This window comes from Methyloceanibacter sp., from assembly GCF_058506495.1.
The window spans coordinates 1-25,895 of record NZ_JBZMXT010000012.1 but is presented as its reverse complement, the minus strand read 5'-3'; the positions used below and the strand labels follow the sequence as shown (position 1 = coordinate 25,895).

24 protein-coding genes are annotated in these 25,895 nt (G+C 59.2%); 12 read left to right on the top strand and 12 right to left on the bottom strand.

The window, feature by feature from the left end:
* Nucleotide 1: 1 nt before the first annotated feature.
* The 3 genes from AC33YF_RS04240 to AC33YF_RS04230 form a co-directional block, all read right to left on the bottom strand.
* Entirely contained in the window at nt 2-883 is an 882-nt protein-coding gene (locus AC33YF_RS04240) for a class II glutamine amidotransferase (RefSeq protein ID WP_491775956.1), read from the bottom strand.
* Nucleotides 884-998: 115 nt separating this feature from the next.
* Nucleotides 999-1,703, bottom strand: coding sequence for a helix-turn-helix domain-containing protein (locus AC33YF_RS04235; protein ID WP_491775955.1), 705 nt, complete (start codon nt 1,701-1,703; stop codon nt 999-1,001).
* Between the two features lie 96 nt (nt 1,704-1,799).
* On the bottom strand, nt 1,800-2,756 hold the full coding sequence (locus tag AC33YF_RS04230) for a GlxA family transcriptional regulator (RefSeq protein WP_491775954.1): 957 nt from the start codon (nt 2,754-2,756) through the stop codon (nt 1,800-1,802).
* A 194-nt stretch (nt 2,757-2,950) separates the two neighbouring features.
* Between AC33YF_RS04230 and AC33YF_RS04225 the strand changes: the two genes are divergently transcribed.
* The 6 genes from AC33YF_RS04225 to AC33YF_RS04200 all read left to right on the top strand — a co-directional run bounded on the left by AC33YF_RS04225 (nt 2,951) and on the right by AC33YF_RS04200 (nt 10,696).
* Entirely contained in the window at nt 2,951-4,201 is a 1,251-nt protein-coding gene (locus AC33YF_RS04225; RefSeq protein ID WP_491775953.1) for a sarcosine oxidase subunit beta family protein, read from the top strand.
* A gap of 9 nt (nt 4,202-4,210) precedes the next feature.
* Entirely contained in the window at nt 4,211-4,474 is a 264-nt protein-coding gene (locus tag AC33YF_RS04220) for a sarcosine oxidase subunit delta (RefSeq protein WP_491775952.1), read from the top strand.
* Between the two features lie 7 nt (nt 4,475-4,481).
* Nucleotides 4,482-7,454 carry a sarcosine oxidase subunit alpha family protein gene (locus AC33YF_RS04215; RefSeq protein ID WP_491775951.1) on the top strand — a complete coding sequence of 991 codons (2,973 nt, stop codon included), beginning with the start codon at nt 4,482-4,484 and terminating at the stop codon, nt 7,452-7,454.
* Nucleotides 7,447-8,049 carry a sarcosine oxidase subunit gamma gene (locus AC33YF_RS04210; protein ID WP_491775950.1) on the top strand — a complete coding sequence of 201 codons (603 nt, stop codon included), beginning with the start codon at nt 7,447-7,449 and terminating at the stop codon, nt 8,047-8,049. The genes AC33YF_RS04215 and AC33YF_RS04210 overlap by 8 nt, the downstream gene beginning before the upstream one ends.
* 182 nt (nt 8,050-8,231) lie before the next feature.
* Complete coding sequence (locus AC33YF_RS04205; protein ID WP_491775949.1) at nt 8,232-8,666, top strand: hypothetical protein; 435 nt, start codon at nt 8,232-8,234, stop codon at nt 8,664-8,666.
* A 272-nt stretch (nt 8,667-8,938) separates the two neighbouring features.
* Nucleotides 8,939-10,696, top strand: coding sequence for a cation:proton antiporter domain-containing protein (locus tag AC33YF_RS04200; RefSeq protein WP_491775948.1), 1,758 nt, complete (start codon nt 8,939-8,941; stop codon nt 10,694-10,696).
* A gap of 23 nt (nt 10,697-10,719) precedes the next feature.
* Here the strand turns inward: AC33YF_RS04200 and AC33YF_RS04195 are convergent, their stop codons facing one another.
* Together AC33YF_RS04195 and adh are read right to left on the bottom strand one after the other, a co-directional pair.
* Nucleotides 10,720-11,094 carry a DUF779 domain-containing protein gene (locus AC33YF_RS04195; protein ID WP_491775973.1) on the bottom strand — a complete coding sequence of 125 codons (375 nt, stop codon included), beginning with the start codon at nt 11,092-11,094 and terminating at the stop codon, nt 10,720-10,722.
* A 104-nt stretch (nt 11,095-11,198) separates the two neighbouring features.
* On the bottom strand, nt 11,199-12,719 hold the full coding sequence (adh, locus tag AC33YF_RS04190) for an aldehyde dehydrogenase (protein WP_491775947.1): 1,521 nt from the start codon (nt 12,717-12,719) through the stop codon (nt 11,199-11,201).
* Nucleotides 12,720-13,114: 395 nt separating this feature from the next.
* Between adh and AC33YF_RS04185 the strand changes: the two genes are divergently transcribed.
* Nucleotides 13,115-14,278, top strand: a complete 1,164-nt coding sequence (locus AC33YF_RS04185; RefSeq protein WP_491775946.1) for an FIST N-terminal domain-containing protein — start codon at nt 13,115-13,117, stop codon at nt 14,276-14,278.
* Entirely contained in the window at nt 14,278-15,666 is a 1,389-nt protein-coding gene (locus AC33YF_RS04180) for an ATP-binding response regulator (RefSeq protein WP_491775945.1), read from the top strand. The genes AC33YF_RS04185 and AC33YF_RS04180 overlap by 1 nt, the downstream gene beginning before the upstream one ends.
* Here the strand turns inward: AC33YF_RS04180 and AC33YF_RS04175 are convergent.
* The 4 genes from AC33YF_RS04175 to AC33YF_RS04160 form a co-directional block, all read right to left on the bottom strand.
* Entirely contained in the window at nt 15,663-16,337 is a 675-nt protein-coding gene (locus AC33YF_RS04175; RefSeq protein WP_491775944.1) for a response regulator, read from the bottom strand. The genes AC33YF_RS04180 and AC33YF_RS04175 overlap by 4 nt on opposite strands.
* An 85-nt stretch (nt 16,338-16,422) precedes the next feature.
* Nucleotides 16,423-17,421 (bottom strand): zinc-dependent alcohol dehydrogenase family protein, encoded by a 999-nt coding sequence (locus AC33YF_RS04170; protein WP_491775943.1) that lies wholly within the window; start codon nt 17,419-17,421, stop codon nt 16,423-16,425.
* Nucleotides 17,422-17,429: 8 nt separating this feature from the next.
* Nucleotides 17,430-17,861 (bottom strand): Ivy family c-type lysozyme inhibitor, encoded by a 432-nt coding sequence (locus AC33YF_RS04165; protein WP_491775942.1) that lies wholly within the window; start codon nt 17,859-17,861, stop codon nt 17,430-17,432.
* Between the two features lie 71 nt (nt 17,862-17,932).
* On the bottom strand, nt 17,933-18,574 hold the full coding sequence (locus AC33YF_RS04160) for a hypothetical protein (RefSeq protein ID WP_491775941.1): 642 nt from the start codon (nt 18,572-18,574) through the stop codon (nt 17,933-17,935).
* A gap of 441 nt (nt 18,575-19,015) precedes the next feature.
* On the opposite strand from AC33YF_RS04160, the gene apbC reads away from it, so the two are divergent.
* Both apbC and asnB read left to right on the top strand, forming a co-directional pair.
* Nucleotides 19,016-20,209: an iron-sulfur cluster carrier protein ApbC gene (gene apbC, locus AC33YF_RS04155; protein WP_491775940.1), complete on the top strand. Its 1,194-nt coding sequence runs from the start codon at nt 19,016-19,018 to the stop codon at nt 20,207-20,209.
* Between the two features lie 111 nt (nt 20,210-20,320).
* Nucleotides 20,321-22,321, top strand: coding sequence for an asparagine synthase (glutamine-hydrolyzing) (asnB, locus tag AC33YF_RS04150; RefSeq protein ID WP_491775939.1), 2,001 nt, complete (start codon nt 20,321-20,323; stop codon nt 22,319-22,321).
* A 146-nt stretch (nt 22,322-22,467) separates the two neighbouring features.
* On the opposite strand, the gene moaA is transcribed toward asnB, so the two are convergent.
* Nucleotides 22,468-23,472, bottom strand: a complete 1,005-nt coding sequence (gene moaA / locus AC33YF_RS04145) for a GTP 3',8-cyclase MoaA (RefSeq protein ID WP_491775938.1) — start codon at nt 23,470-23,472, stop codon at nt 22,468-22,470.
* Nucleotides 23,473-23,692: 220 nt separating this feature from the next.
* On the opposite strand from moaA, the gene AC33YF_RS04140 reads away from it, so the two are divergent.
* Both AC33YF_RS04140 and AC33YF_RS04135 read left to right on the top strand, forming a co-directional pair.
* Nucleotides 23,693-23,887: a DUF6494 family protein gene (locus AC33YF_RS04140; RefSeq protein ID WP_491775937.1), complete on the top strand. Its 195-nt coding sequence runs from the start codon at nt 23,693-23,695 to the stop codon at nt 23,885-23,887.
* A 4-nt stretch (nt 23,888-23,891) separates the two neighbouring features.
* A complete protein-coding gene (locus AC33YF_RS04135; RefSeq protein WP_491775936.1) occupies nt 23,892-24,263 on the top strand; it encodes a gamma-butyrobetaine hydroxylase family protein in 372 nt (123 codons plus the stop codon).
* A gap of 30 nt (nt 24,264-24,293) precedes the next feature.
* On the opposite strand, the gene ahr is transcribed toward AC33YF_RS04135, so the two are convergent.
* Together ahr and AC33YF_RS04125 are read right to left on the bottom strand one after the other, a co-directional pair.
* Entirely contained in the window at nt 24,294-25,295 is a 1,002-nt protein-coding gene (gene ahr / locus AC33YF_RS04130; RefSeq protein ID WP_491775935.1) for an NADPH-dependent aldehyde reductase Ahr, read from the bottom strand.
* An 86-nt stretch (nt 25,296-25,381) separates the two neighbouring features.
* The coding region (locus tag AC33YF_RS04125; protein ID WP_491775934.1) for a methylated-DNA--[protein]-cysteine S-methyltransferase at nt 25,382-25,895 on the bottom strand (514 nt) is incomplete at its 5' end.

The following is a 25,895-nucleotide window of genomic DNA, read 5'->3' as shown; positions in this document are numbered from 1 at the left end:
CCTAGCGCTCCCAGAAGTAGACGGTGGCGGGCTCTGGCTCCCAGATCCGAGCCTGGCCAATCCCCGGTAGGTCGGCGAGAACGCGGTACTCGGATCCGAAGGCCACGTACTGATCGGTCTCCGCCATGACCGCGGGCTTGCAGGCAATGCCGTCGCGGAGCACGCCAAAGCCGTTCTCGGTTCCGACGACGAACGTGTAGAAGCCGTCGAGATCCTCAAGACCCACTTCGAGCGCATCGCCAAGGGAGAGTCCTTTGCGCATGCGCCATGTGAGATAGCCTGCGGCGACTTCCGTATCGTTCTCGGTTTCGAACGTCATGCCCTCGAGGCGGAGTTCGCGGCGAAGATTATTGTGGTTGGAAAGCGAGCCGTTGTGGACCAAGCACTGGTCTTGTCCAGTCGAGTAGGGGTGTGCGCCGTCGGTGGTCACCGCCGACTCTGTGGCCATTCGCGTGTGCCCAATTGCATGAGTCCCGCTCATTGTCGGCAGGCTAAAGCGCGCGGCCACGTCAGCGGGTAAACCGACTTCCTTGAAGATTTCCATGCGCGACCCTCGGCCGACAATCTCTGCGTCTGGCGTCAGCTCGAGCCAAGCGATCAAAGCTTCAACTTCATCATCGGGAACTGAGATAACTGCGTGGGTATCGTAGATGGCTGTCTTCGCGCTTGGGAATCCGGAGTCGAGTGCACGTTCCTCAATGGCGAGCGGTGATGTTCCGCGCACAGTGACCTTCGTACGACCCGCTTCGCCTTCGCCATAGACAGCAAAGCCGGCGCTATCAGGCCCGCGCCCCGTCATGGTCTCAAGCATGCCCGCCGTTAGCTTCCCGAGTTCGGGCTCAAGAGCGGGGTCCTTAATGAACAATCCAACAATGCCACACATGCGCTTGTGCTCCAGATTCCAGCTCCGAGCAGCATGCGACAAACGGCTAGAAGCCGTCAACCATGAAGAAATTATATTTCCTAGAAGGAAATAAAGCTGTGTGGGATGATTGGTGCTATTGGCGTGGGTAGACGATGATCGAAAGGTAAGTCATTGGCGTGGTTACAAGTTCCTCTGGGCCGTGGAGGGCTCCCGCATCGAAGAACAGGGTGTCGCCCGGCGCCAACGGATAAAGCTTGTCAGCATGGCGATAGATCACCTTGCCGCTGAGCATGTAGATGAACTCCATCCCATCATGCTGGAACTGCGTGTATGTGCTTGCATTGGCGTCAAGCCGGATCAGGTAGGGTTCGACCACGATGTCGCCGGACAGCGAGTGGCCTAAGAGCTCGTAATGATGGCCGGCTTTCGTGCCTCGCCGTTCAATTCGAACGCCTTGGCCAGCCGGCACGAACGAACAATCGCGCCGTTCCTCGAAATCGGCGAAGAAGCTGGTCATGGGAACGTGTAGTGCTTCGGCGAGCGCTCTCAGCGTCGAAAGGGACGGGGATGTGCCGCCATTTTCTATTTTGGACAACATACCAGGCGAGAGTCCGGCCTGCGCGGCGAGGTCTGTTGCCGTGAGTTGAAGACGTTGGCGTAACGCACGCACACGGCGACCGATAGACGCTTCAAGATTAAGATCCGTTGGTGGCGCGTTGGAGCCCGTGACCGACGCATTCGCCTCGGCCGACGTCTCACCGGCATCGGTTCGCGTCGCCGATCTTCTTCGTGATTGGGTTCGGGTGCGGAGTTCTTTCGAAGTCAACCGTGATGCCATCGCTCCCCTCCCTGGCCTTCGAGCAAACGCCTGCTTCGCAGAAACCCAATACTCTAGCCCGAGACTCTAGCACCTTTGGTTTGACCCACGCGACTGTTACGTCAGTGTTCGCGTTCGGCTTGGCGGTTCTCCGAAGGCTTGCGCGTAAGCTCGTGAAAACTGGCTGGAAGAAGCGAAGCCCGTTGCAAGCGCGACGTCGAGGACGGGCAGTGAGGTTTCACGCAAGAGGTGCCGTGCACGCTCTAGCCGCAGCCATCGATAGTGCTGATGAATTCCATGTCCCACATATTCGTGGAAGAGCCTTTCAAGCTGCCTGAGGGATATCCCTGCTTCCTGCGCCAGATCATGTCGCGATATGGGGTTCTCGAGATTCATCTCCATCGCACCCAGGACGCGCAGAACTTTCTCATCCGCTATGCCCAACCGATAACGCAAGTCGAGCCGCTGAGGTCCGTAGCCCTCGCGAATGTGCGTGTGCAAGAACCAGTCTCCTACCGCGGCTGCCAGCGGCCGGCCATGGTCTCGCTCGATCAACGCAACCATCATATCAAGCGCCGAGATGCCACCCGAGCACGTGATGCGGTTTCCATCGATTTCGAACAAAGACGGCACGACAGTTACATGTGGGAACGCTTCGCGAAATGCCGGCAAGTGTTCCCAATGCAGAGTGGCTCGTCGGTCGTTCAGGAGACCGGCCTTTGCAAGAAGAAATGGCCCCCCCGAAATGCCGCCGAGCGTGGTGCCTTGCCGCGCAAGCCGGCGAAGCCAAGAGAAGGTCAATTTGTCGCCAAACGTTGTCGGGTTGCCGCCGGCGCAGACAAAGACCATATCCGCGCCTCGTTCCGAGCGCGTGCCGCAATCAGGTATTACCGCAACGCCATTGGAAGCCGAAACAGGCTCTCCAGACGGAGCGGCGTGCCACCAACGGTAAAGCGTTTTTCCGGACAAAAGGTTTGCCGCACGCAATGGTTCAATCGCCGCTGTGTAGGACATCAGCGCGAAGCCGGGCACAAGCAAAAAGCCGACCGTCGAAGTCGATATCTCACGAGCCATGCGCGAGCCCCTATGGTCACCTGTGTAATCGAGAACACGCGTGCTGAGCTTCAGAGCCTAGAGCGCTGTATGCTGACCCAACTTGCGTGCGTTTGCGATTATTCCAAAGGTAGTAATCACTCAAAGGCGTAAAAGCTCAAATATATGTCGCAAAATGTCAATTGATAGAATCGGCATCGCGCACAGTTGCGCCGATGCGCTATTCACTCGCCAGCCTTCTCGCGAATGCGCTGACCGGCAATAAGAATTGGAAACCGGTCTGGCGCGAGCCGGAGCCCAAACCTTCCTACGATGTCATCATCGTTGGCGGTGGAGGGCACGGCCTTGCGACGGCGCACTATCTCGCCAAGGAACACGGCATTACGAATGTCGCGGTAATCGAGAAGTCCTATCTGGGTTCGGGCAATGTCGGCCGTAACACGACGATCGTCCGGTCGAACTATCTGTTGCCAGGCAATGAGCCCTTCTACGAATGGTCGTTGAAGCTATGGGAAGGGCTGGAGCAAGACCTCAACTACAACGCAATGGTCAGTCAGCGCGGCGTTTTGAATGTCTTCCACTCCGATGCGCAACGCGATTCATTTGTCAGGCGCGGAAACGCCATGCGATTTCACGGCGCGGATGCTGAACTCTTAGACAATGATCAGGTCCGGGCACTGGTTCCGTTTGTGGACCTCGACAATGCGCGCTTCCCCATACGCGGCGGCCTGTACCAGCCGCGTGGCGGCACGGTGCGGCACGACGCCGTGGTCTGGGGCTATGCGCGGTCCGCGGACCAGCGCGGCGTCGACGTCATCCAAAACTGTGCGGCGACCGGGTTTCGCGTTGAGAAGGGCCGCATCGTGGGCGTCGAAACCGAAAAAGGGTTCATCGGCGCGAAGAAGGTTGCGCTCTCTGTTGCTGGAAGCTCCTCTCGGGTCGGAGAGATGGTGGGCCTGCGCCTGCCTATCGAGAGTCATGTACTTCAGGCTTTCGTTACGGAAGGGATCAAGCCGCTGCTTGATACGGTGATCACTTTCGGCGCCGGCCACTTCTATTGCAGTCAGTCCGACAAAGGCGGGCTCGTCTTCGGTGGCGACATCGATGGCTACAACACGTACGCGCAGCGCGGGAACTTGCCTGTCGTAGAGGATGTCGCCGAGGGTGGCATGGCGCTGATCCCCGCGATCGGCCGACTGCGCATTTTGAGATCCTGGGGCGGACTGCTTGACATGTCGATGGACGGATCGCCCATCATCGACCGGACCGACATCGATGGCCTCTACTTCAACGGTGGCTGGTGTTACGGAGGCTTTAAAGCCACCCCGGCCGCTGGCTGGTGTTTCGCGCATCTTATCGCTACAGGCCAGCCTCATCCTTACGCCGCAGCTTATCGCTTCGATCGTTTCGCCTCGGGCCGCGTGATCGACGAAAAGGGCATGGGCGCCCAGCCGAACTTGCACTGAGGAAGGGCCATGCGGATCACCTGTCCATATTGCGGCGCGCGCGGCTTGGAAGAGTTCACCTATCGCGGCGACGCGACCGTGCCGCGGCCTAGCAGTATCGACGCGCGCGCGACTGAAGCCTGGGTTGACTACGTCTACCTTCGAGACAATCCGGCCGGGCTTCATAAGGAATTCTGGCAACACAGCGCGGGCTGTCGCGCCTGGCTCGAAGTAGCGCGCGATACCACTACCCACGAAATCGTTGCCGTCGAACTCGCTGCGAAGGAGCGCTGAGGTGCGGATGAGCCAGATCAACCGACTGATGAAGAGAGGACTTGTCGACCGCGACAAGAGTATCTCGTTCCGGTTCGATGGGCAGCGTCTCGAAGGGCATCCAGGCGACACGTTGGCTTCGGCACTTCTGGCTAACGGCATTCGTCTCGTCGGGCGTTCGTTTAAGTATCACCGTCCGCGGGGCGTGCTTGCTGCCGGGTCCGAGGAACCTAACGCACTCGTTGAGCTTCGCACCGGTGCGCATCGAGAACCGAATACGCGCGCAACCACGATTGAGCTCTATGAGGGCCTAGATGCCGCGAGTCAGAACCGCTGGCCGTCGCTGAAATACGATCTCCTTTCGGTAAATCAGCTGGTGTCCCCGATTTTCGGCGCGGGCTTTTACTACAAGACCTTCATGTGGCCGGCCTCGTTTTGGGAGAAGCTGTACGAGCCAACGATTCGTCGGGCCGCGGGGCTCGGCTATCCATCGAAGCAGCCCGATCCCGATACCTATGAAAAGGCTAACGCATTCTGCGATGTTATTGTCATCGGCGCTGGGGCGGCGGGACTGTCGGCGGCGCTGTCGGCGGCGCGGGCGGGCGCACGCGTTATTCTGTGTGATGAGGATTTCGTTCTGGGCGGCCGCTTGCTGGCCGAGCGGGGCGAGATTGACGGTAAGCCTACACAGGAGTGGGCGGCCGCGGCTGCTGCCGAACTGGAGAGTTTTCCCGACTGCCGGATCTTACGGCGCACGACGGTGTTTGGCGTTTACGATGGTGGCGTCTACGCGGCTGTCGAACGCGTCGGCGATCACCTTCGCAAACCCGCGCCGTACACGCCGCGGCAGAGGCTTTGGCGCATCGTGGCCAAGCAGTCCGTAGTTTGCGCCGGCGCATTCGAGCGGCCCATTGTCTTCGGCGACAACGACCGACCGGGCGTGATGCTCGCAAGCGCCGTGCGGACCTATGTCAACCGTTTCGGCGTCACACCCGGCCGAGCCGTAGTGGTCTTCGCCGACAATGACGCGGCGCTGAGCACGGCAAAAGATCTTTCAGATAGCGGGGTCGAAGTGCGCGCGATTGTTGACCCGCGGCCGGACGCTTCGCCAACGGCCGGACAAGCAGCGACGGCTATCGGCACTGAATATGTGAGCGGAATCGTTGATAGCGTCAGCGGCGCCCATGGGATCAAGTCCGTGCGCATCAAGGACACTCAAGGCAGGATGACGTTGTTTAACTGCGACCTGCTTGCAGTTTCGGGCGGCTGGAATCCCGCAATCAACTTGACGACCCATTTGGGCGGCAAGCCTGTCTGGGACGAAGCTCGATCCTGCCTCGTGCCGGGCGCTCTCGCGCCTGGCATGCGGGTCGCCGGTGCGGCAGCCGGCCGGTTCTCGCTGGACGCCTGTTTGGCGAGCGGGGAGACGGCGGGTGGTGAATCCGCAAGAGACTGCGGATTTTCTCCTGTGGCACCCAGCCGTTCAGCGCCGGCGCAAGACGACGAGCGTGTTACGCCCGTCTGGCATGTCCAAAGTAGGGGCGGCAAGGCGTTCGTCGACCTTCAGAACGACGTCACGGTCTCTGACGTAAAGCTCGCGGCACGTGAGGGCTTTCGCGTGCCCGATCACCTAAAACGTTACACAACGCTCGGCATGGCTACCGACCAAGGCAAAACGTCCAACCTCAACGGTGCGGCTTTGCTCGCCGAGGTGACCGGGCGGTATCTCGGTTCTGTCGGTTCCACGACATTTCGCCCGCCCTATACGCCTGTCGCGATTGGCGCTCTGGCAGGGCACCATCGCGGCAAGGAATTTCGCCCAAAGCGCCTACCGCCGTCGCATCGCTGGGCGGAGGAGAACGGCGCTGAGTTTGTCGAGGTTGGCGCTTGGATGCGCGCGCTGATGTTTCCGAAGTCTGGCGAGACGGCACAAGAGACTGTCGATCGCGAAGTTGCCAATACGCGCAACAATGTCGGCGTTTGCGACGTCTCGACCCTTGGCAAGATCGACGTTCAAGGACCCGATGCTGGAACGCTACTCGATCGCGTTTACATCAATGGATTTTCGAAGCTGCCAGTGGGAAAAGCGCGCTATGGGCTCATGCTGCGCGAAGACGGCTTTGCCATGGACGATGGCACGACCGCGCGCCTCGCCGACGATCACTTTTACATGACAACAACGACCGCCAACGCGGTGCGGGTCAGTCAGCATTTGGAGTTCTGCCAGCAGGTGCTATGGCCTGAGCTCGATGTTCAGACCGTTTCCCAAACAGAGCAATGGGCGCAATATGCTGTCGCAGGTCCTCAGTCACGCAAAGTGATCGAGGCGCTGCTGGATTCAGGCCAAGACATTTCCAACGAGGCCTTCCCCTACATGGCCTGTGGAACCTTCACAGTCTGTGGAGGTACGCCCGCGCGGCTCTTCCGGCTCTCCTTCTCAGGGGAACTAGCATATGAGATCGGTGTGCCGGCGCGATTTGGCGATGCTTTGATACGCGCGATCATGGATGATGGCGCCGAACACGGTATCGGGCCTTACGGTACTGAGGCACTTGGTGTCATGCGGATCGAGAAAGGCCATGCCGCGGGCCCCGAGCTGAACGGTCAGACGACCGCGCACGATTTGGGGCTTGGTAGAATGATGTCCAGAAAGAAGGACTTCATCGGCCGTTTCATGGGCGAACGAGAGGCCTTGAACGAAGCCTCACGAGCGACGCTTGTCGGTCTGAAGCCGCTTGATCCAAAAATGCGGGTCAGCGCCGGCGCGCATCTTGTACCCCGGCACGCAAAGGCCGACGCGGCGAACGATCAGGGCTATGTGACATCACAAGCGTACTCGCCCGAGCTTGAGAGCTTCATCGGGCTGGCCATGCTGAGCGATGGCCCAGCGCGATACGGCGAAGTCGTCAGGGTTTGCGATCCACTACGCAACTACGAAACGCTGGCTGAAGTCTGCAGTCCGCATTTCGTCGATCCGGAAGGAGAGCGGCTACGTGTCTGATTTGCAATGCGCGTCTGCACTTGACGGCATGTTGGTCTCGGGGCGTCACGGCAGTCCTGATGGTGACGCCGGAGTCACTTTGACAGAGCGCGCCGACCTTGGTCTCGCGACCTTAGAGGTGCGCAGATGCCAAGGCGCCGCTCTGGATGAGTCCGTTCGAACAAGTTATGGCGTTGGGCTGCCGAGCGCGCCAACCTGTGTTGAAGGCAAAGACGTCCGTTTTATCGGCGTTGCACCGGGCCAATGGTTTGCCGTATCCGAGGCGCTGCCCAATGAGATGCTCGCGGACGATCTTGCCTCAAAGCTCCGAGGTAAGGCGTCGGTCGCCGATCACAGTAGTGGCCGAGCGGTCGTTCGCCTCGAAGGATCAGCGGTCCGCAGTGTGCTGTCCAAAGGTCTGGCAATCGATCTCGACCCAAGAGTTTTCGTCGATGGCGCGGCTGCGGTGACGTCCATCGGGCACATGGGCGTGTTGATCTGGCGTGACACAGAGGCGTTCGATTTAGCCGTCTTTCGCAGTTTTGCTGGTAGTTTTTGCGCATGGATCGAGGACGCCTCCGCCGAGTTCGGCTTGGATGTAGTCACGAGATCGTGACCGGTTGGCCCACGGTCATACCCATTCCGAGCGAAGACCGCCTTGGGAATCCTGGCAATTGCCACTAGAGTTGCCCGTATTGGGGGAGGCGGGGGCATGAGCTCCGCAGCGGCATCGGCCAGCCGCAGTCAAGATTCTCGATGAGGGCGTGGCCGTCAGCCCTGGGAACGAGAAAGAGTACAATGAGATCTCTCACTATCCTCGTCTGCGCGTTGGGCATCTTGCTTTGTGGCCCCGCAGCGGCTGACCCCGATCAACCAACCCGCATGGGTGCTGAAAAAGAAAAGACCGTATACGTACAGCTCATCGTGAAGGCCTGCCGCGGTGTTGTGACGCCGCTCGAACCGATCAATCACGGCAAGATCTACGACAATGAAAAGCCGATGACTGCGGCAGAACGAAAGGCAGCCATCGTGGCGACGGGCTGCATCGATGTGCCTGTGCCCATGGATTTCTTGGCCGACGCCATGTCCCCGAACGCATGCCTTGGCCGCGGTGGCTACATGGCTGCGATGCAGTTCCTGCAGCAACGACAGGATTTGCGTGAGTTTCCCACAGTGGGCTCTTGGCACTGTGTTGTGACGGACCACGAAGTCATTGGCCCGACGACGATGTAGGGCTTTGCTTGGAGCGCCCACGTTCCCGGAGGGGCGCGCATGCATATCGCAAAAAAAAGCGGCACGAGACTTGGTCATCGTGCCCTTTTTTGTGTCGCATGGTTTGATCGTGCCAAATTTGCAAAGGTTCTGAAAAACCTTTGGTTGCGGCAAATCTCTCGTCACATCGAGACGCAGATGTCGTATTCAGAATGAGGGGAGTTGGTGTGGGCTGACTCACGGATTAGCCGTGGGCGCCCTGCCACGACGACGGCCACCTGGGACCGAGCGATATGCACCATGTGCCACCACTCGTTTCGACGCTTACGATTGGTCTGGTGCTCGCCTTCAGCCTAGGCGTCTTGGCGCACCGGCTAAAGCTGCCGCCGCTCGTCGGATATCTGGTGGCTGGTATTGTTATCAGCTTCGCACCTGCTGTCGGTGCTGACCAGAATATCGCCAACCAGCTTTCGGAAGTTGGCGTCATCCTTCTCCTCTTTGGCGTTGGTCTACATTTCTCGGTGAAAGACCTATTGTCGGTCCGCGCGATCGCAATACCGGGCGCGATCGCGCAGGGTCTCGTTGCCACGCCGCTTGGCATGGCGGTTGGCTGGGCGCTTGGCTGGAACCTTGCCGCAGGCTTCATCTTCGGTCTCGCCCTATCGGTGGCCAGCACCGTTGTGCTTCTGCGCATGCTGCAAGAGCGCCGTCTCCTTGAGACAGAGCGCGGAAAAATTACGATTGGCTGGCTGATCGTTCAGGACATTGCCATGGTGCTGGCTTTGGTCTTGTTGCCCGCCATAACGAGTCTTTTCCAGGGCGATGCGCCACCCGACATTGTCCAGATGACACGGCAGGTCGCTGAGGTCGTCGGCAAGCTTGTTGTTTTCACATTGGCAATGCTTGTGGTCGGCAAAAAGCTGATCCCAGCACTCCTTCACTACATTGCGCACACGGGGAGCCGAGAGCTGTTTCGCCTTGCCGTCTTGTCGATCGCGCTCGGCTTTGCCTTTTTGGCGGCTGAGCTGTTCGGGGTGTCGCTGGCGCTCGGCGCATTTTTCGCTGGCATGGTCTTGAGTGAATCTCAGCTGAGCCAACAAGCCGCGACGGAATCGCTTCCTCTGCGCGATGCGTTTGCGGTTCTGTTCTTTGTCTCTGTTGGCATGTTGTTCAGCCCAGCCATCATGATCGAAGCGCCTCTTGCTTTGCTGGCTACGGTGGCGATCATAATCTTCGGCAAGTCACTCGCCGCTTTCGCCGTGGTGCGTCTATTCGGGCAGCCGACAAATACAGGCTTAATGATCTCCGCGTCGCTCGCCCAAATCGGCGAGTTCTCGTTCATCCTTGCCAGCCTGGGCCTGACTCTCGGCGTATTGCCGAATGAAGCGCGTGACCTGATCATCGCAGGCGCGATTATCTCGATCCTGTTAAACCCTCTCCTGTTCGCGTTGCTCGACCGGTACTATGCCTGGCAAGAGAATGCCAACGCCCGCACAGATGATGCTCGGCCGGAGACGAAGGACGAGGAAGCCGAGGCAAAAAAGGAGGCAACCCCAACCCGCGAGCCCATCCCTGCAACGACACTCACCAACCACGTCGTGCTAATCGGCCACGGACGTGTCGGACGCTTCGTGTCGAAGTCTCTGCTCGAGAGAGGTATCCCGGTCTACATTATTGAAGATGATTCGGAGGACGCCGCCGACCTAAACGCGCATGGCGTTCAAGCGTTGCACGGCAATGCGGCCGATCCCCACGTCATCGAGTCCGCCAATCTCGACGAGGCGCGCTGTATGCTGGTTGCTATTCCGGACGCATTCGAAGGTGGACAGGTAGTCGAACAGGCTCGGGCCATAAACCCGACACTTCGCATCGTGGCCAGAGCGCATTCGGAAGCAGAGATTGATCACCTCGCTAAGCACGGTGCGGACTTCGTCGTGATGGGCGAGCATGAGATTGGCAAAGCCATGCTCAGCGAGTTGAGCGATGAGGAACGACCCATTTCCGATGCGGTGACCGGGATGGCAACCATGGGTCCGATCCGGGGCCGTTAGCGGCGTGCCTCTATTCCGCTCGGTTACGACGCGGTTGCAGCCTCCGCTGCCAGCAAGTCGGCTTCTTCGTCGGTGAACACGCGTCCACGGGTCAGGAACCGGACGCCCTCCGGTGCTTCTAGCGAGAACCCCGCGCCTCGACCTTTGACAACGTCAATCGTTAGCTGCGTATGTTTCCAATAGTCGAATTGATCGGCGTCCATAAAGAAGGGACAACCTCCGATTTCGCCGAGCTGAACGTCATTGACGCCAACGCGAAATTCCCCTTCCGGGTAGCACATCGGCGCAGAGCCATCGCAGCAGCCGCCGGATTGGTGAAACATCAAAGGTCCGTGCAAGTCCCTGAGCTTGTCGATTAGCTCAAGGGCCGCATCTGTCGCCAAAACCCGCTCAACCATCTCTTCACCCTTTCTCGCGAAACGGCCCGGCGAGGGATCCCGCCAGGCCGCCAATAACGATGTGTTAGCCCAAGCCGTCTCGCTCAGGCCCATGCCCTTTTGGCCTAGAAGAAGCCTAGCGCTTTGGGGCTATAGCTCACCAGCATGTTTTTGGTCTGCTGGTAGTGGTCGAGCATCATTTTGTGTGTTTCACGCCCAATGCCGGACTTCTTATAGCCACCGAAGGCCGCGTGGGCCGGATAGAGGTGGTAGCAATTCGTCCAGACACGGCCGGCCTGAATGCCACGCCCGAAGTGGTAGGCGCGGTTGATGTCGCGGGTCCACACGCCTGAGCCAAGGCCGTAAAGCGTGTCGTTTGCGATCTCAAGCGCCTCTGCATCGTCCTTAAACGTTGCAACTGAAAGCACCGGCCCGAAGATCTCCTCTTGGAAGATGCGCATCTTGTTGTGGCCGCGGAAAACCGTGGGCTTCACATAGTAACCCTCGGCCAGATCGCCCTCATGGACCGCACGCTCTCCGCCCGTCAGCAGCTCGGCGCCTTCCTTGGTGCCGATGTCGACGTAGGACAGGATCTTTTCCAGCTGATCGTTGGACGCTTGAGCACCGATCATGGTGTCCATATCGAGCGGGTTCCCCAGCTTGATCTTTTCGACGCGCTCAACAGCCTTTTCGATGAAGCGGTCGTAGATGGACTCCTGAACCAATGCGCGCGATGGGCACGTGCACACTTCGCCCTGGTTCAGCGCAAACATCGCGAAACCTTCGAGGGCTTTGTCGAAGTAGTCATCGTCTTCGGCCATCACGTCGGCGAAGAAGATGTTCGGCGACTTGCCGCCCAGCTCAAGCGTGACCGGGATCAGGTTTTCGGACGCATACTGCATGATGAGGCGACCAGTGGTCGTTTCGCCCGTGAACGCGATCTTGGCGATGCGCGGGTTTTGCGCGAGCGGCTTACCCGCCTCGACACCGAAACCGTTGACGACGTTCAAAACGCCAGGCGGCAGGATGTCGGCGATGACGTCCATGAGGACCATGATCGACATCGGCGTTTGCTCGGCCGGCTTCATGACAACACAGTTGCCAGCGCCCAGCGCAGGCGCCAGCTTCCAGGCTGCCATCAGGATCGGGAAGTTCCACGGAATGATCTGGCCGACGACACCAAGAGGCTCATGGAAATGATAGGCAACAGTGTCATGGTCTATTTCACCAAGCGTTCCTTCTTGCGCCCGAATGCAAGCGGCGAAGTAACGGAAATGGTCAATGGCGAGGGGAATATCCGCAGCGGTGGTCTCACGGATGGGCTTTCCGTTATCGATCGTCTCGACAGCGGCCAGAAGCTGGAGGTTCTCCTCCATGCGGTCGGCGACCTGGTTCAGAAGCTTTGCGCGTTCTGCAGGGGAGGTCTTGCCCCACGCCTCGCGAGCTTTATGAGCGGCGTCGAGTGCGAGCTCGATGTCTGCGGCTTGCGAGCGCGCGATTTGGCAGACGGACTTGCCCGTGACGGGGCTGATATTATCGAAATAGCGACCGTCCACCGGGGCAACCCACTCACCACCGATGAAATTGTCATAGCGCGTCCTAACGGCCACGCGTGCATTCAGGGTTTCGATAACCTCGTGAAGCATTGTCTTCTCCCTAGATTTCCGGCGATTTCACCAATTTTTACCCAACTTCGAGCGGCGAATTCATCACCGATTCCTGGGTGCGGCCCGGTACGCTCGATTGGTCAATTTGTAGACTATTTGAGTTTCTTCAACGGCAAAACTCTACTTTCGGCGCACAATGAAGCCTCGTGTGCCCTTGACCCGCCTCCCCGGTATGAGGCGGCCTGGGGTCGCGGCGACTTCGAACATCACCTCCGAAGTGCTGCCCGAATATGATACTCCATTGATTGCTTCTCAGCACGGGTATTGTACTTTCGGCCAATAGTGCAGCCGAATACGGCAATAGACCCGGAAGTCGCTGATGTAAATCAGAATATACGAAACTGGGCGTGCCACGGAGATGGAGGAAACGCGCTTTGCCTCGAGCGCATGCAGAACGCCGTGCCTGCGGCATCCAAACGGCCTGGACGTGTGCCGATACGCCGGACAAGGCAATCACTGAAATCGCGCAGGTCTTGGACCCGTCGGATATCGGGCAGATACTGGTCTTTTTCTCTCAGCCCTATGAGGCGGAATCGCTCTGTGCGGCTCTTTCAGCCAAGTTTCCTGACGTACCGGTCGCGGGCTGCAGTACATCCGGAGAAATCACCTCCGACGGCTTCAGCGAACAAAGCGTCTTGGTTGTGGCCTTTCCCGAACAGGGGTTCCACTTCGTGAGCAGCGTGATCCCCGAGGTCAAAGCCCTCAGCGTGGACCGCGCCTCAGAGGCCGTGCAGGCATTGCGTGCGCGGCTCGATAAGCCAGATGGCGCGCACTACGATAATTTGTTTGCCATTTCGCTGATCGACGGACTCTCAAGGTGCGAGGAAGCCATCGTGTCCGCCATTGCGTGGGCTCTGGGCGATATTCCCCTGGTTGGCGGCTCTGCAGGCGATGGTCTCACGCTCTCGGGCACGAGCCTCCTTCATAACGGGCGGGTCTATCGGGGGGCGGCGTTGTTGCTCCTGGTCGAGACTGAGCATCCGGTACGGAGCTTCTACTGCGACCACTTTGAGCCGACAGAAACGAAGCTCGTCGTAACGTCGTCGGATACGTCCACAAGGACGGTCTACGAACTCAACGCCGAACCTGCAGCCCTCGAGTATGCCAACTCAGTTGGCCTCGAAACATCTTCATTGGCCCCGATGAGCTTTGCGGCACACCCCGTCGTCGTTCGCATAGGTGGAGACTATTATTGCCGATCAATTCAACGCGTGAACGACGATGGTTCGTTGTCTTTCTTTTGCGCAATCGATGATGGGGTCGTGCTCACCGTGGCCGAGCCCAGAGATATGGTGAAGTCGATGGAAGCCGAAATGGAACGTCTTGACGAGGCGGTTGGGGGCGTCGACTTTGTCTTGGGTTTTGAGTGCGTGCTCCGGCGCCTGGACGCGGAGAACCGCCAAATGAAGCGGAAAGTCAGCGAACTCTACCGTCGTTACCATGTTGTCGGATTTCACACCTACGGCGAGCAGTACAATGCAATGCATCTCAACCAGACCTTCACAGGCGTTGCGATCGGACGGCAGGGAGGTGCCTGATGCAAGGTGACGCGCCGAATCCCCCCTCGGATGGTGCCGATCAGGAAGGATTACAAGAACGGCTTGAGAAACTGTCGAAGATCAATGCCGTTCTTATGGATCGCGTCGAGCGCTCCATGGATCAACAGGGCAATGCCTTTTCCCTCTTCCAAACAGCGATCGGTTTGGACGCAAAGGTACGCGCACGGACCGAAGAACTGACCGCGGTACTCCGCAGGCTCGAATGTTCCAACGAGGCGCTGGTCGAGGCGAAGGACGAGGCCGAAAGGGCTAATCTCAGTAAGACCCGCTTTCTTGCCGCTGCGAGCCACGACCTTTTGCAACCGTTGAACGCGGCACGCCTCTCGATATCGGTTTTGAAGGACCTGCAGGAAAGCGATGACACGCGGCAATTGGCCGGGCGAGTGGATCAGTCGCTCCAGACCATTGAGGACTTGATCAATACGCTCTTGGATATTTCGAAACTCGATGCCGGCGTTGTTACGCCGGATATTCAGACCTTTCCGCTTGACGAGACACTCGAAGTCCTTGAAGCGAGTTTCGCCCCGCTCGCGGAGGCGAAGCGGCTGAAGCTCAAAGTCCGCCGCTCTGGCCTGCTCGTCGAGAGCGATCCCCTGCTTCTTCACAGAGTCCTCCAGAACCTTGTATCCAATGCGCTGCGCTACACCACGAGCGGGGGTGTGCTCATCGGTGCCCGGAGGCGTGGCGATGCGTGCCAGGTCGACATCGTTGACACCGGCTGTGGCATCGCGGAGGACGAGCGGGAAACGATGTTTGAAGAGTTCTATCGTGGCACCGCGGCCGCGAAGAGTGACCACGCAGGATTAGGACTGGGGCTTTCGATTGTTCAGCGCACTGTCCATGCACTGGGCCACACGCTCGAAGTGAAGTCACAGCGGGGCCGAGGGTCGACTTTCCGGCTCGGGCTCGACTGTGCTGGGCCAGCAATGCCAAGGATTACCCAACACGCGCCCGAGGTTGCAAATTTAAATGTCGCGCTTGGCGCGTCGGTCGTTGTGATCGAAAACGACCGGGACGTGCTGAATGCAACTGTGACGTTGCTCAAAAGCTGGTCATGCACAACCTTGCCCGGAACCCGATTAGAAGCCATCGAACCGGCTTTGGCCGAACTCGGAAGGGCGCCCGATATTGCGCTCGTTGACTACCACCTCGATGAGGGGAGGACAGGCGTTGATGTCGTGCGCGCATTGCGAGCGCGCTTTGGCCCGAACTTTCCGGCTCTGGTCGTGACTGGCGACTGGAGCCCTGGGGTGGCCGCCGACGTGTCGGCGGCCCAGTGCGAGTTGCTCCGTAAGCCGACGCGACCCGCGGAGCTTCGTGCTCTGATGACCCATCTCCTAGGGGAGTATTCCGTGTCGGGCGCCTAGCTGCCGGCGGGTTTTTCGTCGCCGGTGATTGCCTCGAAGTCGAGCTGCGATGTCTTGATGACCGCCTGCGTGCGACTCACGACATTCAGTTTGCGGAGGATCTCTGAGACGTGCGCCTTGATTGTCGTCTCGCTTACGCCAAGCTCGTACGCGATCTGTTTGTTGAGTTGACCATTGCGTATAAGCTGGAGAACGCGCATTTGCGCAGGAGTGAGATTTGCGACCAGGTCTGCGATGTCGCTGGAGCGCGATTCCGCGCGCTGACCCTGAGCGCTCTGAGTGAGTTCTGGCGGTACGAAAACCGAGCCGCTCAACACGACCGACAGCCCTTCCGCCAGAGTTTCCTTGTCCACGGACTTCGACACAAAACCCGCTGCACCAAGCCGGATCGCTTCGCTGACAATTTTGGGGTCGTCGAGTCCAGAAACGATCATGATGGGCGTCCGCGGAAAGGCCGACCGCAAGAGGATCAAACCGTCAAAGCCGCGCGTGCCTGGCAAAGACAGGTCTAGCAGCACAATCTCGATGCCCGGTTCGTCACGAATGATCTCATGCGCGGCCTCGATGCTGCCAGCTTCAAGAATCTCGGCATCCTTGCGGGAGAACTTTACGGCGCTCCGCAAGGCCTCGCGAAACATTGGGTGATCGTCAACGATCAATATTTTTGTCATCGTCAGAGGCCGTCCATTCTATGGGCTCCCTTACGGAAACCCAGAATGCTAGTCTGCCGCAATTCTCATAAAGTCGTAAGGGCTTCTACGGAATAAGAACGGCCGCCCCAGTGAGGGCCCCTTCGCGCAGACGCCTCAGGGCTTCGTTCGCCTCCGATAGTTTCATCGGAACAACAGTCGTTCTTACAGGTATCTGCGGCGCTAAAGCGAGGAACTCTCGAGCATCGTCCCGCGTCAGATTCGCAACTGACCGAATTTCGCGTTCTTCCCATAGGATGTCGTATGAGAAGGACGGTATTTCGCTCATGTGGATGCCGCCGCAGACGACGAAGCCGCCTTTGCGTAGGGTTTTCAAGGCGGCAGGAACGAGCGACCCAACCGGCGCGAAGATCAGCGCCGCGTCCAGCTCATCGGGTGGGTTTTCATCCGAGCCGCCTGCCCAAACGGCGCCGAGGGATCTGGCGAACTCTTGGGCTTGGACGTCGCCAGGACTCGTAAACGCGTAGACGGCGCATCCCTGATAGAGCGCGACCTGCGCCACGATGTGCGCTGCTGCGCCAAATCCATAAATGCCAAGCCGCTTCGTTTCGCCCTGCAGCGCCTCTTCGGCCATCTTGAATGAGCGGTAGCCAATTAGACCCGCACAGAGCAACGGTGCAGCCTCGGCATCGGAATATCCGTCAGGGATCGCAAAGCAGTAGCGTTCGTCCGCCACCGTGTAGGCCGCATAGCCGCCGTCGATCTGATAGCCCGTGAAACGCGGTTCATCGCAGAGATTCTCGTGCCCCTCGCGGCAATAGCGGCATGTGCCGTCCGTATAGCCGAGCCACGGTACGCCAACGCGCATCCCTACCGCAAAGCCCGACGTATCCGGCCCGAGTGTATCCACCCGGCCTACGATCTCATGACCAAGCACGAGAGGGAGCTTTGGGTCTTCGAGCTCGCCGTCGAAAATGTGCAGATCGGTACGGCACACCCCGCAAGCGAGCACTTTGAGTAGGATCTGCCCGGAGCCCGGCGTGGGTATCGGCAACGCGGCTTCGCTAAGCGGCTGCCCAGCCTTCTCAAGAAGCATCGCTGCCATTTCGCTGGTCATGATGGATTGTCGTCGCTCTCCAACCGGCCCATGATGGCGGCCCGAATGCGGTCATCAGGGTAGCCGAGCCAGACTTGCCCCATATCGGCGGTCGCTAGCAGGCCGTAAGCCTTAGTTCCGTCCGGCGCGAATAGAACGATAAGCTGGTTGTCCTCGCACTCGAATGGTTTGCAGGTGTAGCCCCACAAATAGTTTTGATTGTCGATCGTCAGTCGACGGCTTGGGACAGGCGGACCATCCAATGTCGATGTGTACTCTGCAACCCAATCCGGCGTCGTTTCACCGCTGAGCATGGACTGCCAAGCGCCAAAATAGTTGGGTTTCTTCAGGAGGTCGCCGAGAACCGGTCCGGCCTCCCCGGCATTATTTTGCGCCAGAGCAGACGAACTGAGGGACAACAACAAAGTCAGCACTAAAGTTGGGCGCATGGGTCACTCCGTCTTCCGCGGTGAGGCCGAACCGCTCGCACCAAAGGATGACGATATTATAACGCAGCCCGTTAGTTTCGTAGTAGAGGCCAGCCCTCGACGGACCGAGATGCGACCGCAAGTGATGCGTCCCCAGGGCTGGTGTCCGCCGCAACACCACGCTCAGCAGCATGAATATCGAGGAGATGGATCGGGACGAGGTCTGACGCGGCCCACAACGCTTCGAAGGCTCGCGAGCCGTGTAGTAGGGCTTCTGGCGTGTCGTCGAAGAAGGCCAGCCGGTTACGCCTGTTTGCTCCACGGCGGACGGCATCTCCGGTCCAGCACATCTCCCGTCCGTACACAGCCTGTTCATGCGCATCCAACAGCTGCGGCTTTCGGGCCCAGCGGACATGGGCATTCAAGTTGCCGTCTGGCAGAAGAGCCGCCAGCGCGAGAAGGAGTGAGTGGAGCTCCTGGTCAGGCTCTACCGTGCTCAGGATGACTTTCGCGAGGATGCCGGCATCGGCCAAAACATCTCGCATTTCGGTCAGGGCGAGCGCCGGCAACGACTTGGCCGAACGGAGTAGCAGCGTGCAGATTAGCGGCTTGTCTTCGTCTTGCGGGGGCCGTTCAACCAACCGCGAGAGGGCTTCTAGGTGATCTTCGAGCTCCCCACGCTGAGAATCGTCCTCTCGACAAAGCACCTCGTTCCGTCGCCCCACAACGCGCATAGGTCCCCCTTCGTCTGTTCTGCTGCGAGAGCTGCGTTTTCTCTGCAGCCCGCTGAAACGAAGATGCGGCGGCTCTGGTTAAGGAAAACTTGATGACTGTTTCTTTTCGGATGATCCGGGGCTGTTTTCGTTCGGAAATTGATGACAGTGACCGGAACTTTATTTGGAGCAGCACGTTTGTCTTACCGGCCCGGCGGTGTGCGCACCCTACCCGAACCCAAGCTCCGCTTGGCCGATGGCTCTCCCCAAGCCCGAAAGCCCGGCGGAAACGCCGGGCTTTTTCCTTTCAGGCAACATAGTCCTGCAAGAGGGGATTGTGCCGGTCAGGGGGCCGCATGGCCCTCCGCTCGGCCTCTTCGCCGCCTCTTACTTCGAAAATTTTGCACTGCGGTGTATTCCTCACTACATTTCGCGCAAGGACGTGTGAGCAAGACCCAAAAAATGACGGAAACGCTGACCAAAGAACAAATTCTAGCTGCATTGAAAGGCGTAAAAGGCCCTGATCTCTCGAGCAATATTGTGGCCCTCGGCCTTGTTTCCGAGGTCGTTATCAATAAGAGCAAGGTCTATTTCGCGATTTCTGTGGATCCGGCCCGGGCTCCTGAGCTTGAGGGCTTACGGCAAGCCGCTGCGACAATTGTTGAGGGCTTGCCGGGTGTTGCGAGCGCCACGGTGACATTGACGGCGGATCGTGCACCGGGAAGCCCGAGTTCAAGCCCCGCTCCCGCGGCTAGTGCGCAGCCCAAAGCCCCGACGGTTGCGGCAGGCGCTGCTCCTGGCAGTGCGGCCTCGCCCGGCTCTTCGCGGACAGGGCGCCAAGGCGCGGCCGGTATTCCTGGAATACGGCACATCATCGCCGTTGCCTCCGGCAAGGGTGGTGTTGGCAAATCAACAACTGCGGTGAATCTCGCTCTGGCGCTCAAGGACCAGGGATTGAGCGTCGGCATACTCGACGCGGATATCTATGGGCCCTCCATGCCGCGTCTCTTTGGCCTCACAGGTCAGCCGCAGGAGCTTGCCGGCAACAAGCTGGATCCCATGCGCCGCTACGGGCTCAAAGTGATGTCCATGGGCTTTCTTGTCGATGAGTCCACGCCCATGATCTGGCGAGGCCCGATGGTGATTTCCGCCATATCCCAAATGTTGAAAGACGTTGCCTGGGGAGAGCTCGACGTTCTTGTGGTCGACATGCCTCCAGGTACGGGCGATGCTCAGCTAACCATGGCCCAGCAAGTTCCGCTCGCTGGTGCCGTCATCGTTTCGACGCCCCAAGACCTCGCGCTGATCGATGCCCGGAAAGGGATCAACATGTTCTCGAAGGTCAACGTGCCCGTACTCGGCATTGTCGAGAACATGTCAACGTTCATTTGTCCGCATTGCGGTGGCCGGTCCGATATCTTCGGTCACGGCGGCGCTAAAGCGGAAGCTGAGAAGCTGGGCGTGCCGTTCTTGGGCGAAGTGCCGTTGACGATGGTTGTGCGGGAACGGTCGGATAGTGGTGAGCCGGTGGTCGCCAGCGTCCCGGATAGCGAGGTAGCCCAAGCCTACCGTCAGATTGCCCAGACTGCATGGGCGGAGATTGAGCGAGCGTCCGGAGAGGCGCGGCCAGCACCGAAGATCGTGATGGAAAGCTAGCCACGCGGCGACGCCGTGGGGCCCAACGCACAGTGAAGCCGCCTCTAGCGTGCTTCGCTCCAATCAGCGCGGGCAGCTCTTTACCGAGCATCGCCAGAGGAACGAACTCATATGTGTGGCATTGCCGGGTCGATAAATCTTGCAGCGAAGAGTCTGCCGGACCGCGCCATGTTGCAGCGAATGGCGGATGCGTTGACGCATCGCGGGCCCGAGGACGAGGGCTTCCTGGTGGCGCCGGGCGTAGGCTTCGCGCAGCGACGCCTCAGCATTGTAGGGCTGGAGGACGGGCAACAGCCGATCCACAACGAGGACCGCACTGTCGCTGCGATCTGCAATGGTGAGTTTTTCGAGTACCCAGAACGCCGCGCCGATCTCGAAGCCAAAGGGCATGTTTTCAGGACGCACAGCGATAGTGAAATCCTGGTCCATCTATACGAAGAGTATGGAGAGGGGCTGTTCCCTTACCTGAAAGGGCAGTTTGCCTTTGCCATTTTCGACTTGGAGCGTGGCGTTGTGTTGCTCGGTCGGGACCGCGTCGGCATATGCCCGCTGTTTTGGACCCGTCAGGGCGACACGGTCTACTTCGCCTCGGAGATCAAGGCGCTGATTGCTTCCGGCGCGTTGCGACCAGAAGCCGACCCCCGTGGCTTGGACCACCTCTTCACGTTCTTTGCCCTCAGTTCGCGGCGCACGGCGTTCAAGGGCGTTCAAGCTCTCGAGCCCGGGCACTATCTGCGAATTGAATTGCCGCGGGGACGGGGGGCGGCAAATCCGGTCGAGCGCAAGTACTGGGACTTCGACTTTCCGGATTGGGGCCAGGAATTGGATGGAGATGCGGGTCAGCTCACCGAGTCGTTCGAGGCCGTTTTCGAGCGCGCAGTCGACGTGCGCCTGCGCGCGGATGTGCCCGTGGTCGGCTACTTAAGCGGGGGTGTAGACTCGGCTTTCGTCATGGCGACAGCTGCGCGTGTCGCGGGACGCCCACTGCCCAGTTTCACGCTTCGCATACCCAAGGACAACCTCGACGAAGTCGACGAGGCCATGGAGGCCGCTGAAGCAATCGGTGCGCACCCAACCGTTGTGGAGGCAGGTTCCGATCTCATCATGGGGTCCTATGAGGCGCTTACCCGCGCCGCAGAGTCCCCCGTACTCGACACGTCATGTGCTGCTTTGCTTGCGCTGTCACGCGAAGTCCGGTCGCAAGGCTATAAGGTCGTCTTGACGGGGGAGGGCGCTGACGAGGGATTTGCCGGCTATGTCTGGTTCAAGATGCGTGAAATTGCGCGCGCCTTGGATATTGGAGACTCCTTTTCAACGACGAAGTTTCTGAGCCGGGCCGTCCGCCGGATCGGTGCGCGGCAGAGCATAGAGCGCCTGAAGGAGATCGATGCGCTCATTGGCGGTCCGCACGCTCAGTCGGTCATGTACAGTCTCGTGTCGACCTCTCGAGACCGCTACTACAGCGCTGGGTTCAAGGAAGAACTTGGCGGCCACCTTGCGTATGAAGACTTGGACCTCGACCTCGATCGGATGGCGCGATGGCACCCGCTCAATCGTTCGCTCTATCTTGGCTACAAAGTCCATCTTGCGGGCTTGCTGCTGAGCCAGAAGGGCGACCGTATCGCCATGGCCAACAGCGTCGAGACCCGCTACCCCTTCCTCGACGAAGACGTCATAGCGTTCGTTTCCCAACTTAGCCCCCGATGGAAATTGCGGCGGCCAACGCGAGACAAGTACCTCCTCCGAATATCGGCGGAGCGGATCCTGCCGAAGAGCATTGCCCAGCGTCCAAAGCACATGTTCCAGGCGCCTTTGGCGGATAGCTTTCTCGTAAACGCTCCCGAATTCGTGCGTGAGCTGATTAGCGAGGAAAGCCTCAAGAGGACGGGATATTTCGATGTAGACCAGGTGTGGCGTGACTGCGCTCTAGTGGCCGCTAAGGGATCGAGCCGCAGCCTTGGCAGGTTCTACAGCCTCGGTCTAGGGGGTGTCGTGGCCACGCAGCTTTGGCATCACGTTTATCTGGGCGGCGGTCTGTGCAGTCTGCCCGACCAATCGATGGCAGAACCTGCGGAATACAAGCCGCTTAAGGCGGCGATCCCCGCTGAGTGATTACGCGAAGAACTTTTTGATCTGTACACGTCTTTTCGTCGGCAATTCGTTGGCGAGCGCCTTCGAAGCGAGACAGAAGATGGAGCGGTCTGTTGAGAATTTTCTGGCTTCTCTGCTTATCGGGCCGTCGTCAGTCGCAGCTGCAGCTAGCCCCCCGTCGCGGACATGAACCTGGACAAAGCAGGGACGCTGTCGCGATCAATTACGAAATCATGCCCTTTGGGTTTGCGCGAAATGGCCTCGTCAATGGCCGCGTGCAACAACTCGTCCGAACGGCTAGCACGCAAAGGTGAGCGCAAATCAGCAGCATCTTCTTGACCGAGACACATATAGAGCGTGCCAGTGCAGGTCACGCGAACCCGGTTACAGGACTCGCAGAAATTATGGGTCATAGGGGTAATGAAGCCAAGACGGCCACCCGTTTCGCGGACACGGACATAGCGCGCCGGGCCGCCTGTTCTGTCGGGGATATCCTCTAAGGTGAAGTGCTGGGACAAGCGCGTCCGCACGAGCGAAAGTGGCAAATACTGGTCTGTCCTTTCGGCGTCGATCTCGCCAAGAGGCATTGTCTCAATAAGCGTCAAGTCAAAGCCCCGGCCATGGGCCCAGCGCAACAAGTCTTCAATCTCGTCCTCGTTGGTGCCACGCACCGCAACCGTGTTGATCTTGATCTTCAGCCCTGCGCGCGCGGCAAGGTCGATACCGTGCATAACCTGGTGGAAGTCACCCCAACGGGTCAATACGCGGAACTTTGCCGGATCGAGCGTATCCAATGAGACGTTGATCCTTTCGACGCCATGTGCCGCAAGCTGATCGGCAAAGCGATGAAGCTGGCTCCCATTTGTTGTGAGAGTGAGTTCATCGAGCCCAGCGCCACGATGCTTGGATAGCGCTTCGATGAGGCTCATCACGTTCCGCCGCACTAACGGCTCGCCGCCCGTGAGCCGAAGTTTGCGGACACCGCGTGCGAGAAAAGCGCTGCATAGCCTGTCGATTTCCTCAAGCGTAAGTAGGTCCTTGCGCGGCAGGAAGGTCATGTCTTCTGCCATGCAATAGGTGCAGCGAAAGTCGCAGCGATCCGTAACGGAGACACGCAGGTAGCTCACAGCGCGGCCGAACGGATCGACCAGGTTAGATTCCAATTCGTTCATTAAGGCTTCACTTTGCAGCGTTGTCTCAAAAGGACGCGCTGTCTCGCATCAGTTGTTCTTTCGGAGCCGGCATTGTGGGTGGATCTTGGTGCCCGATCCCTAACTTCCGCCTCGATGGTAATGGATCATATAGACTATATTGAATTTGCAGCCTTTCAACAGCACCTGCGTCGGCTGAGCTTCAGGCTCATCTGGCTTGCCAAACCAAAGGAGTCTGGCCATGGACGAAGATCGTTTCAACATGTCGATGCGACGTTTCTTGAAAGAGGTCGGCGTTACGTCGCAACACGCAATTGAAGCCGTTGTCCGCGATTCCGGCTTGGAGGGCCAAGGCAAACTTAAGGTGAAGATGGTCCTCACTGCGGAAGGCACGCCACTTGACCATGTGGTTGAGGGCGAAATCGACCTTGGATGACAGGATGCGTGCCAACCCAGATGATACGGCAGCCTGGCCGACCGAATTGAAGCTCGACAAGGAAAAGCGCACATTGACGATTGCCTTTGACGACGGCGCACAGTTTGCGCTGCCGGCAGAGCTCTTGCGGGTGTTCAGTCCCAGTGCTGAGGTTCAGGGGCACAGCGCCGAGCAACGCGTCACGGTGCCTGGAAAGAAGGATGTCCGCATCTTGGAGCTGGAACCGGTGGGTACGTATGCTGTGCGCATTACGTTCGACGACGGCCACGATACAGGGCTCTATATGTGGGCTTATCTCCGCGGCCTCGGTGAGAACCAAGAGGCTCGGTTCAGCGACTATCTGAACGAGCTTGCCGAGAAAGGGCTCTCGCGTTGAGCTGCTGAGGCTCGAGACCGGCTCAGAGGCTCATGCGTCCAAAACAATTCGGTATCGGGCGTTGCCCGACTTAAGGTGTTCAAGCGCCTCGTTGACCTGGTCCATCCGAAAGTGCTCGGTCTGTGGCGCGATGCCGTGACGGGCCGAAAACTCCAACATCTTCGCAATCACCTTCGGGCCCGCCGTCGGCGAACCAGAAATACTGCGCTGCCCGGAGATGAGGTCCATAGCAAGGACCGGCAAAGGCTTAAGCACCGCACCGACCATATGCATCCTGCCGCGCGGCGACAGCATTCCCACCATGGAAGGCCAATCCAGTGGCACATTGACTGTGACGAGGAGGAAGTCGAGCGTACGAGCTCGTGCGCGTAGCGCCTCTCTGTCACGGCTGTTAACAACGTGGTGCGCACCGAACGATCGCGCTTCTTGGGCCTTAGCATCGGTCGAGGTAAAGGCCGTGACTTCACAACCCCACGCCTTCGCAAACTTCAGCGCGAGATGACCAAGACCGCCAATACCCACAATGCCCACATGCTGCGTTGGGCTGATGTCGTATTCGTAGAACGGTGCGAAAACCGTGGTGCCGCCGCAGAGGAGAGGGCCTGCGGTCTGTTCGTCAAGCGCCTCCGGCAATGGAAATACCCACTGCCAATGTGCTCGAACCCGATCGGCAAAGCCGCCATAGTGCCCGACAATAGTTGCTACGTTCTCGGCGCAGAGATTGCCATCGCCTGCTAAGCACTGCGGGCAGTGCATACAGCTCTCGGCGCTCCAGCCGATCCCGACGCGCTGCCCTACCGCCAGTCCTTTGGCCTGCGGCCCCAGTGCCGCGACTCGTCCAATGACCTCATGGCCAGGCACCGCAGGATAGGTTGAGATCCCCCAGTCGTCGTTGATGACGGATACGTCGGAGTGGCAAATGCCGCACGTTTCGACGCTTACCTCGACATCTTCAGACCCCAGAGGGCCAGGGTCGTACTCGAAGGGCTCAAGAGGCCGACCAGCGGCCATGACCGCCCATGCCTTCACCATATTCAGTCTCCCGGGACTTGATTGCGGTAAGAAGGTTCCACCAAGTTCGGCTGACAATCAAACGAACAACTGCTGCCCACTCTGTGTCAGCCTTTCTCCCTATCGAGAAGCGCACGCTTGCGCGCCGTCCCCCACCGATAGCCCGCTACGGAACCGTCACGGCGCACGATGCGGTGACACGGAATTGCCACGGCAAGCTTGTTCGCGGCGCAGGCGCGGGCGACGGCGCGGACTGCTTCAGGGGCCTCGATCGCTGCCGCGACGTCGCTATAGGATTGCGTTTGGCCGGCCGGGATCTTGCGTAGCGCCTCCCAGACTCGCCGTTGGAAGGCTGTTCCGCGAATATCGAGCGGGATCTCGATTTGACCCTCTTGTGTGTCGACGAGCGCCACGACTGCGGCCGAAGTCGCGGCGAACTTGGCGCCGCCTTCGCTGAGCGACGCCATGGGGAAGAGCGCGCGTAGATCACGGGCAAGATCTTCTGCGCTGTCACCGAGCAAGATTGCGCAAACACCTTTTGCGCTGGCGGCGACCAGGACGTGACCGAGCGAACAGGGCACGGTTGAAAAGGTCAGCTGTTCGGAGGCACCGCCTTTTCGG

What these genes read in the sequence shown, in the direction of transcription:
- AC33YF_RS04240 (WP_491775956.1), bottom strand. Translation starts at nt 883, where the DNA reads ATGTGTGGCATTGTTGGATTGTTCATTAAGGACCCCGCTCTTGAGCCC.
- AC33YF_RS04235 (WP_491775955.1), bottom strand. Translation starts at nt 1,703, where the DNA reads ATGGCATCACGGTTGACTTCGAAAGAACTCCGCACCCGAACCCAATCA.
- AC33YF_RS04230 (WP_491775954.1), bottom strand. Translation starts at nt 2,756, where the DNA reads ATGGCTCGTGAGATATCGACTTCGACGGTCGGCTTTTTGCTTGTGCCC.
- AC33YF_RS04225 (WP_491775953.1), top strand. Translation starts at nt 2,951, where the DNA reads ATGCGCTATTCACTCGCCAGCCTTCTCGCGAATGCGCTGACCGGCAAT.
- AC33YF_RS04220 (WP_491775952.1), top strand. Translation starts at nt 4,211, where the DNA reads ATGCGGATCACCTGTCCATATTGCGGCGCGCGCGGCTTGGAAGAGTTC.
- AC33YF_RS04215 (WP_491775951.1), top strand. Translation starts at nt 4,482, where the DNA reads ATGAGCCAGATCAACCGACTGATGAAGAGAGGACTTGTCGACCGCGAC.
- AC33YF_RS04205 (WP_491775949.1), top strand. Translation starts at nt 8,232, where the DNA reads ATGAGATCTCTCACTATCCTCGTCTGCGCGTTGGGCATCTTGCTTTGT.
- AC33YF_RS04200 (WP_491775948.1), top strand. Translation starts at nt 8,939, where the DNA reads ATGCACCATGTGCCACCACTCGTTTCGACGCTTACGATTGGTCTGGTG.
- AC33YF_RS04195 (WP_491775973.1), bottom strand. Translation starts at nt 11,094, where the DNA reads ATGGTTGAGCGGGTTTTGGCGACAGATGCGGCCCTTGAGCTAATCGAC.
- adh (WP_491775947.1), bottom strand. Translation starts at nt 12,719, where the DNA reads ATGCTTCACGAGGTTATCGAAACCCTGAATGCACGCGTGGCCGTTAGG.
- AC33YF_RS04180 (WP_491775945.1), top strand. Translation starts at nt 14,278, where the DNA reads ATGCAAGGTGACGCGCCGAATCCCCCCTCGGATGGTGCCGATCAGGAA.
- AC33YF_RS04175 (WP_491775944.1), bottom strand. Translation starts at nt 16,337, where the DNA reads ATGACAAAAATATTGATCGTTGACGATCACCCAATGTTTCGCGAGGCC.
- AC33YF_RS04170 (WP_491775943.1), bottom strand. Translation starts at nt 17,421, where the DNA reads ATGGCAGCGATGCTTCTTGAGAAGGCTGGGCAGCCGCTTAGCGAAGCC.
- AC33YF_RS04165 (WP_491775942.1), bottom strand. Translation starts at nt 17,861, where the DNA reads ATGCGCCCAACTTTAGTGCTGACTTTGTTGTTGTCCCTCAGTTCGTCT.
- AC33YF_RS04160 (WP_491775941.1), bottom strand. Translation starts at nt 18,574, where the DNA reads ATGCGCGTTGTGGGGCGACGGAACGAGGTGCTTTGTCGAGAGGACGAT.
- apbC (WP_491775940.1), top strand. Translation starts at nt 19,016, where the DNA reads ATGACGGAAACGCTGACCAAAGAACAAATTCTAGCTGCATTGAAAGGC.
- asnB (WP_491775939.1), top strand. Translation starts at nt 20,321, where the DNA reads ATGTGTGGCATTGCCGGGTCGATAAATCTTGCAGCGAAGAGTCTGCCG.
- moaA (WP_491775938.1), bottom strand. Translation starts at nt 23,472, where the DNA reads ATGAACGAATTGGAATCTAACCTGGTCGATCCGTTCGGCCGCGCTGTG.
- AC33YF_RS04140 (WP_491775937.1), top strand. Translation starts at nt 23,693, where the DNA reads ATGGACGAAGATCGTTTCAACATGTCGATGCGACGTTTCTTGAAAGAG.
- AC33YF_RS04135 (WP_491775936.1), top strand. Translation starts at nt 23,892, where the DNA reads ATGCGTGCCAACCCAGATGATACGGCAGCCTGGCCGACCGAATTGAAG.
- ahr (WP_491775935.1), bottom strand. Translation starts at nt 25,295, where the DNA reads ATGGTGAAGGCATGGGCGGTCATGGCCGCTGGTCGGCCTCTTGAGCCC.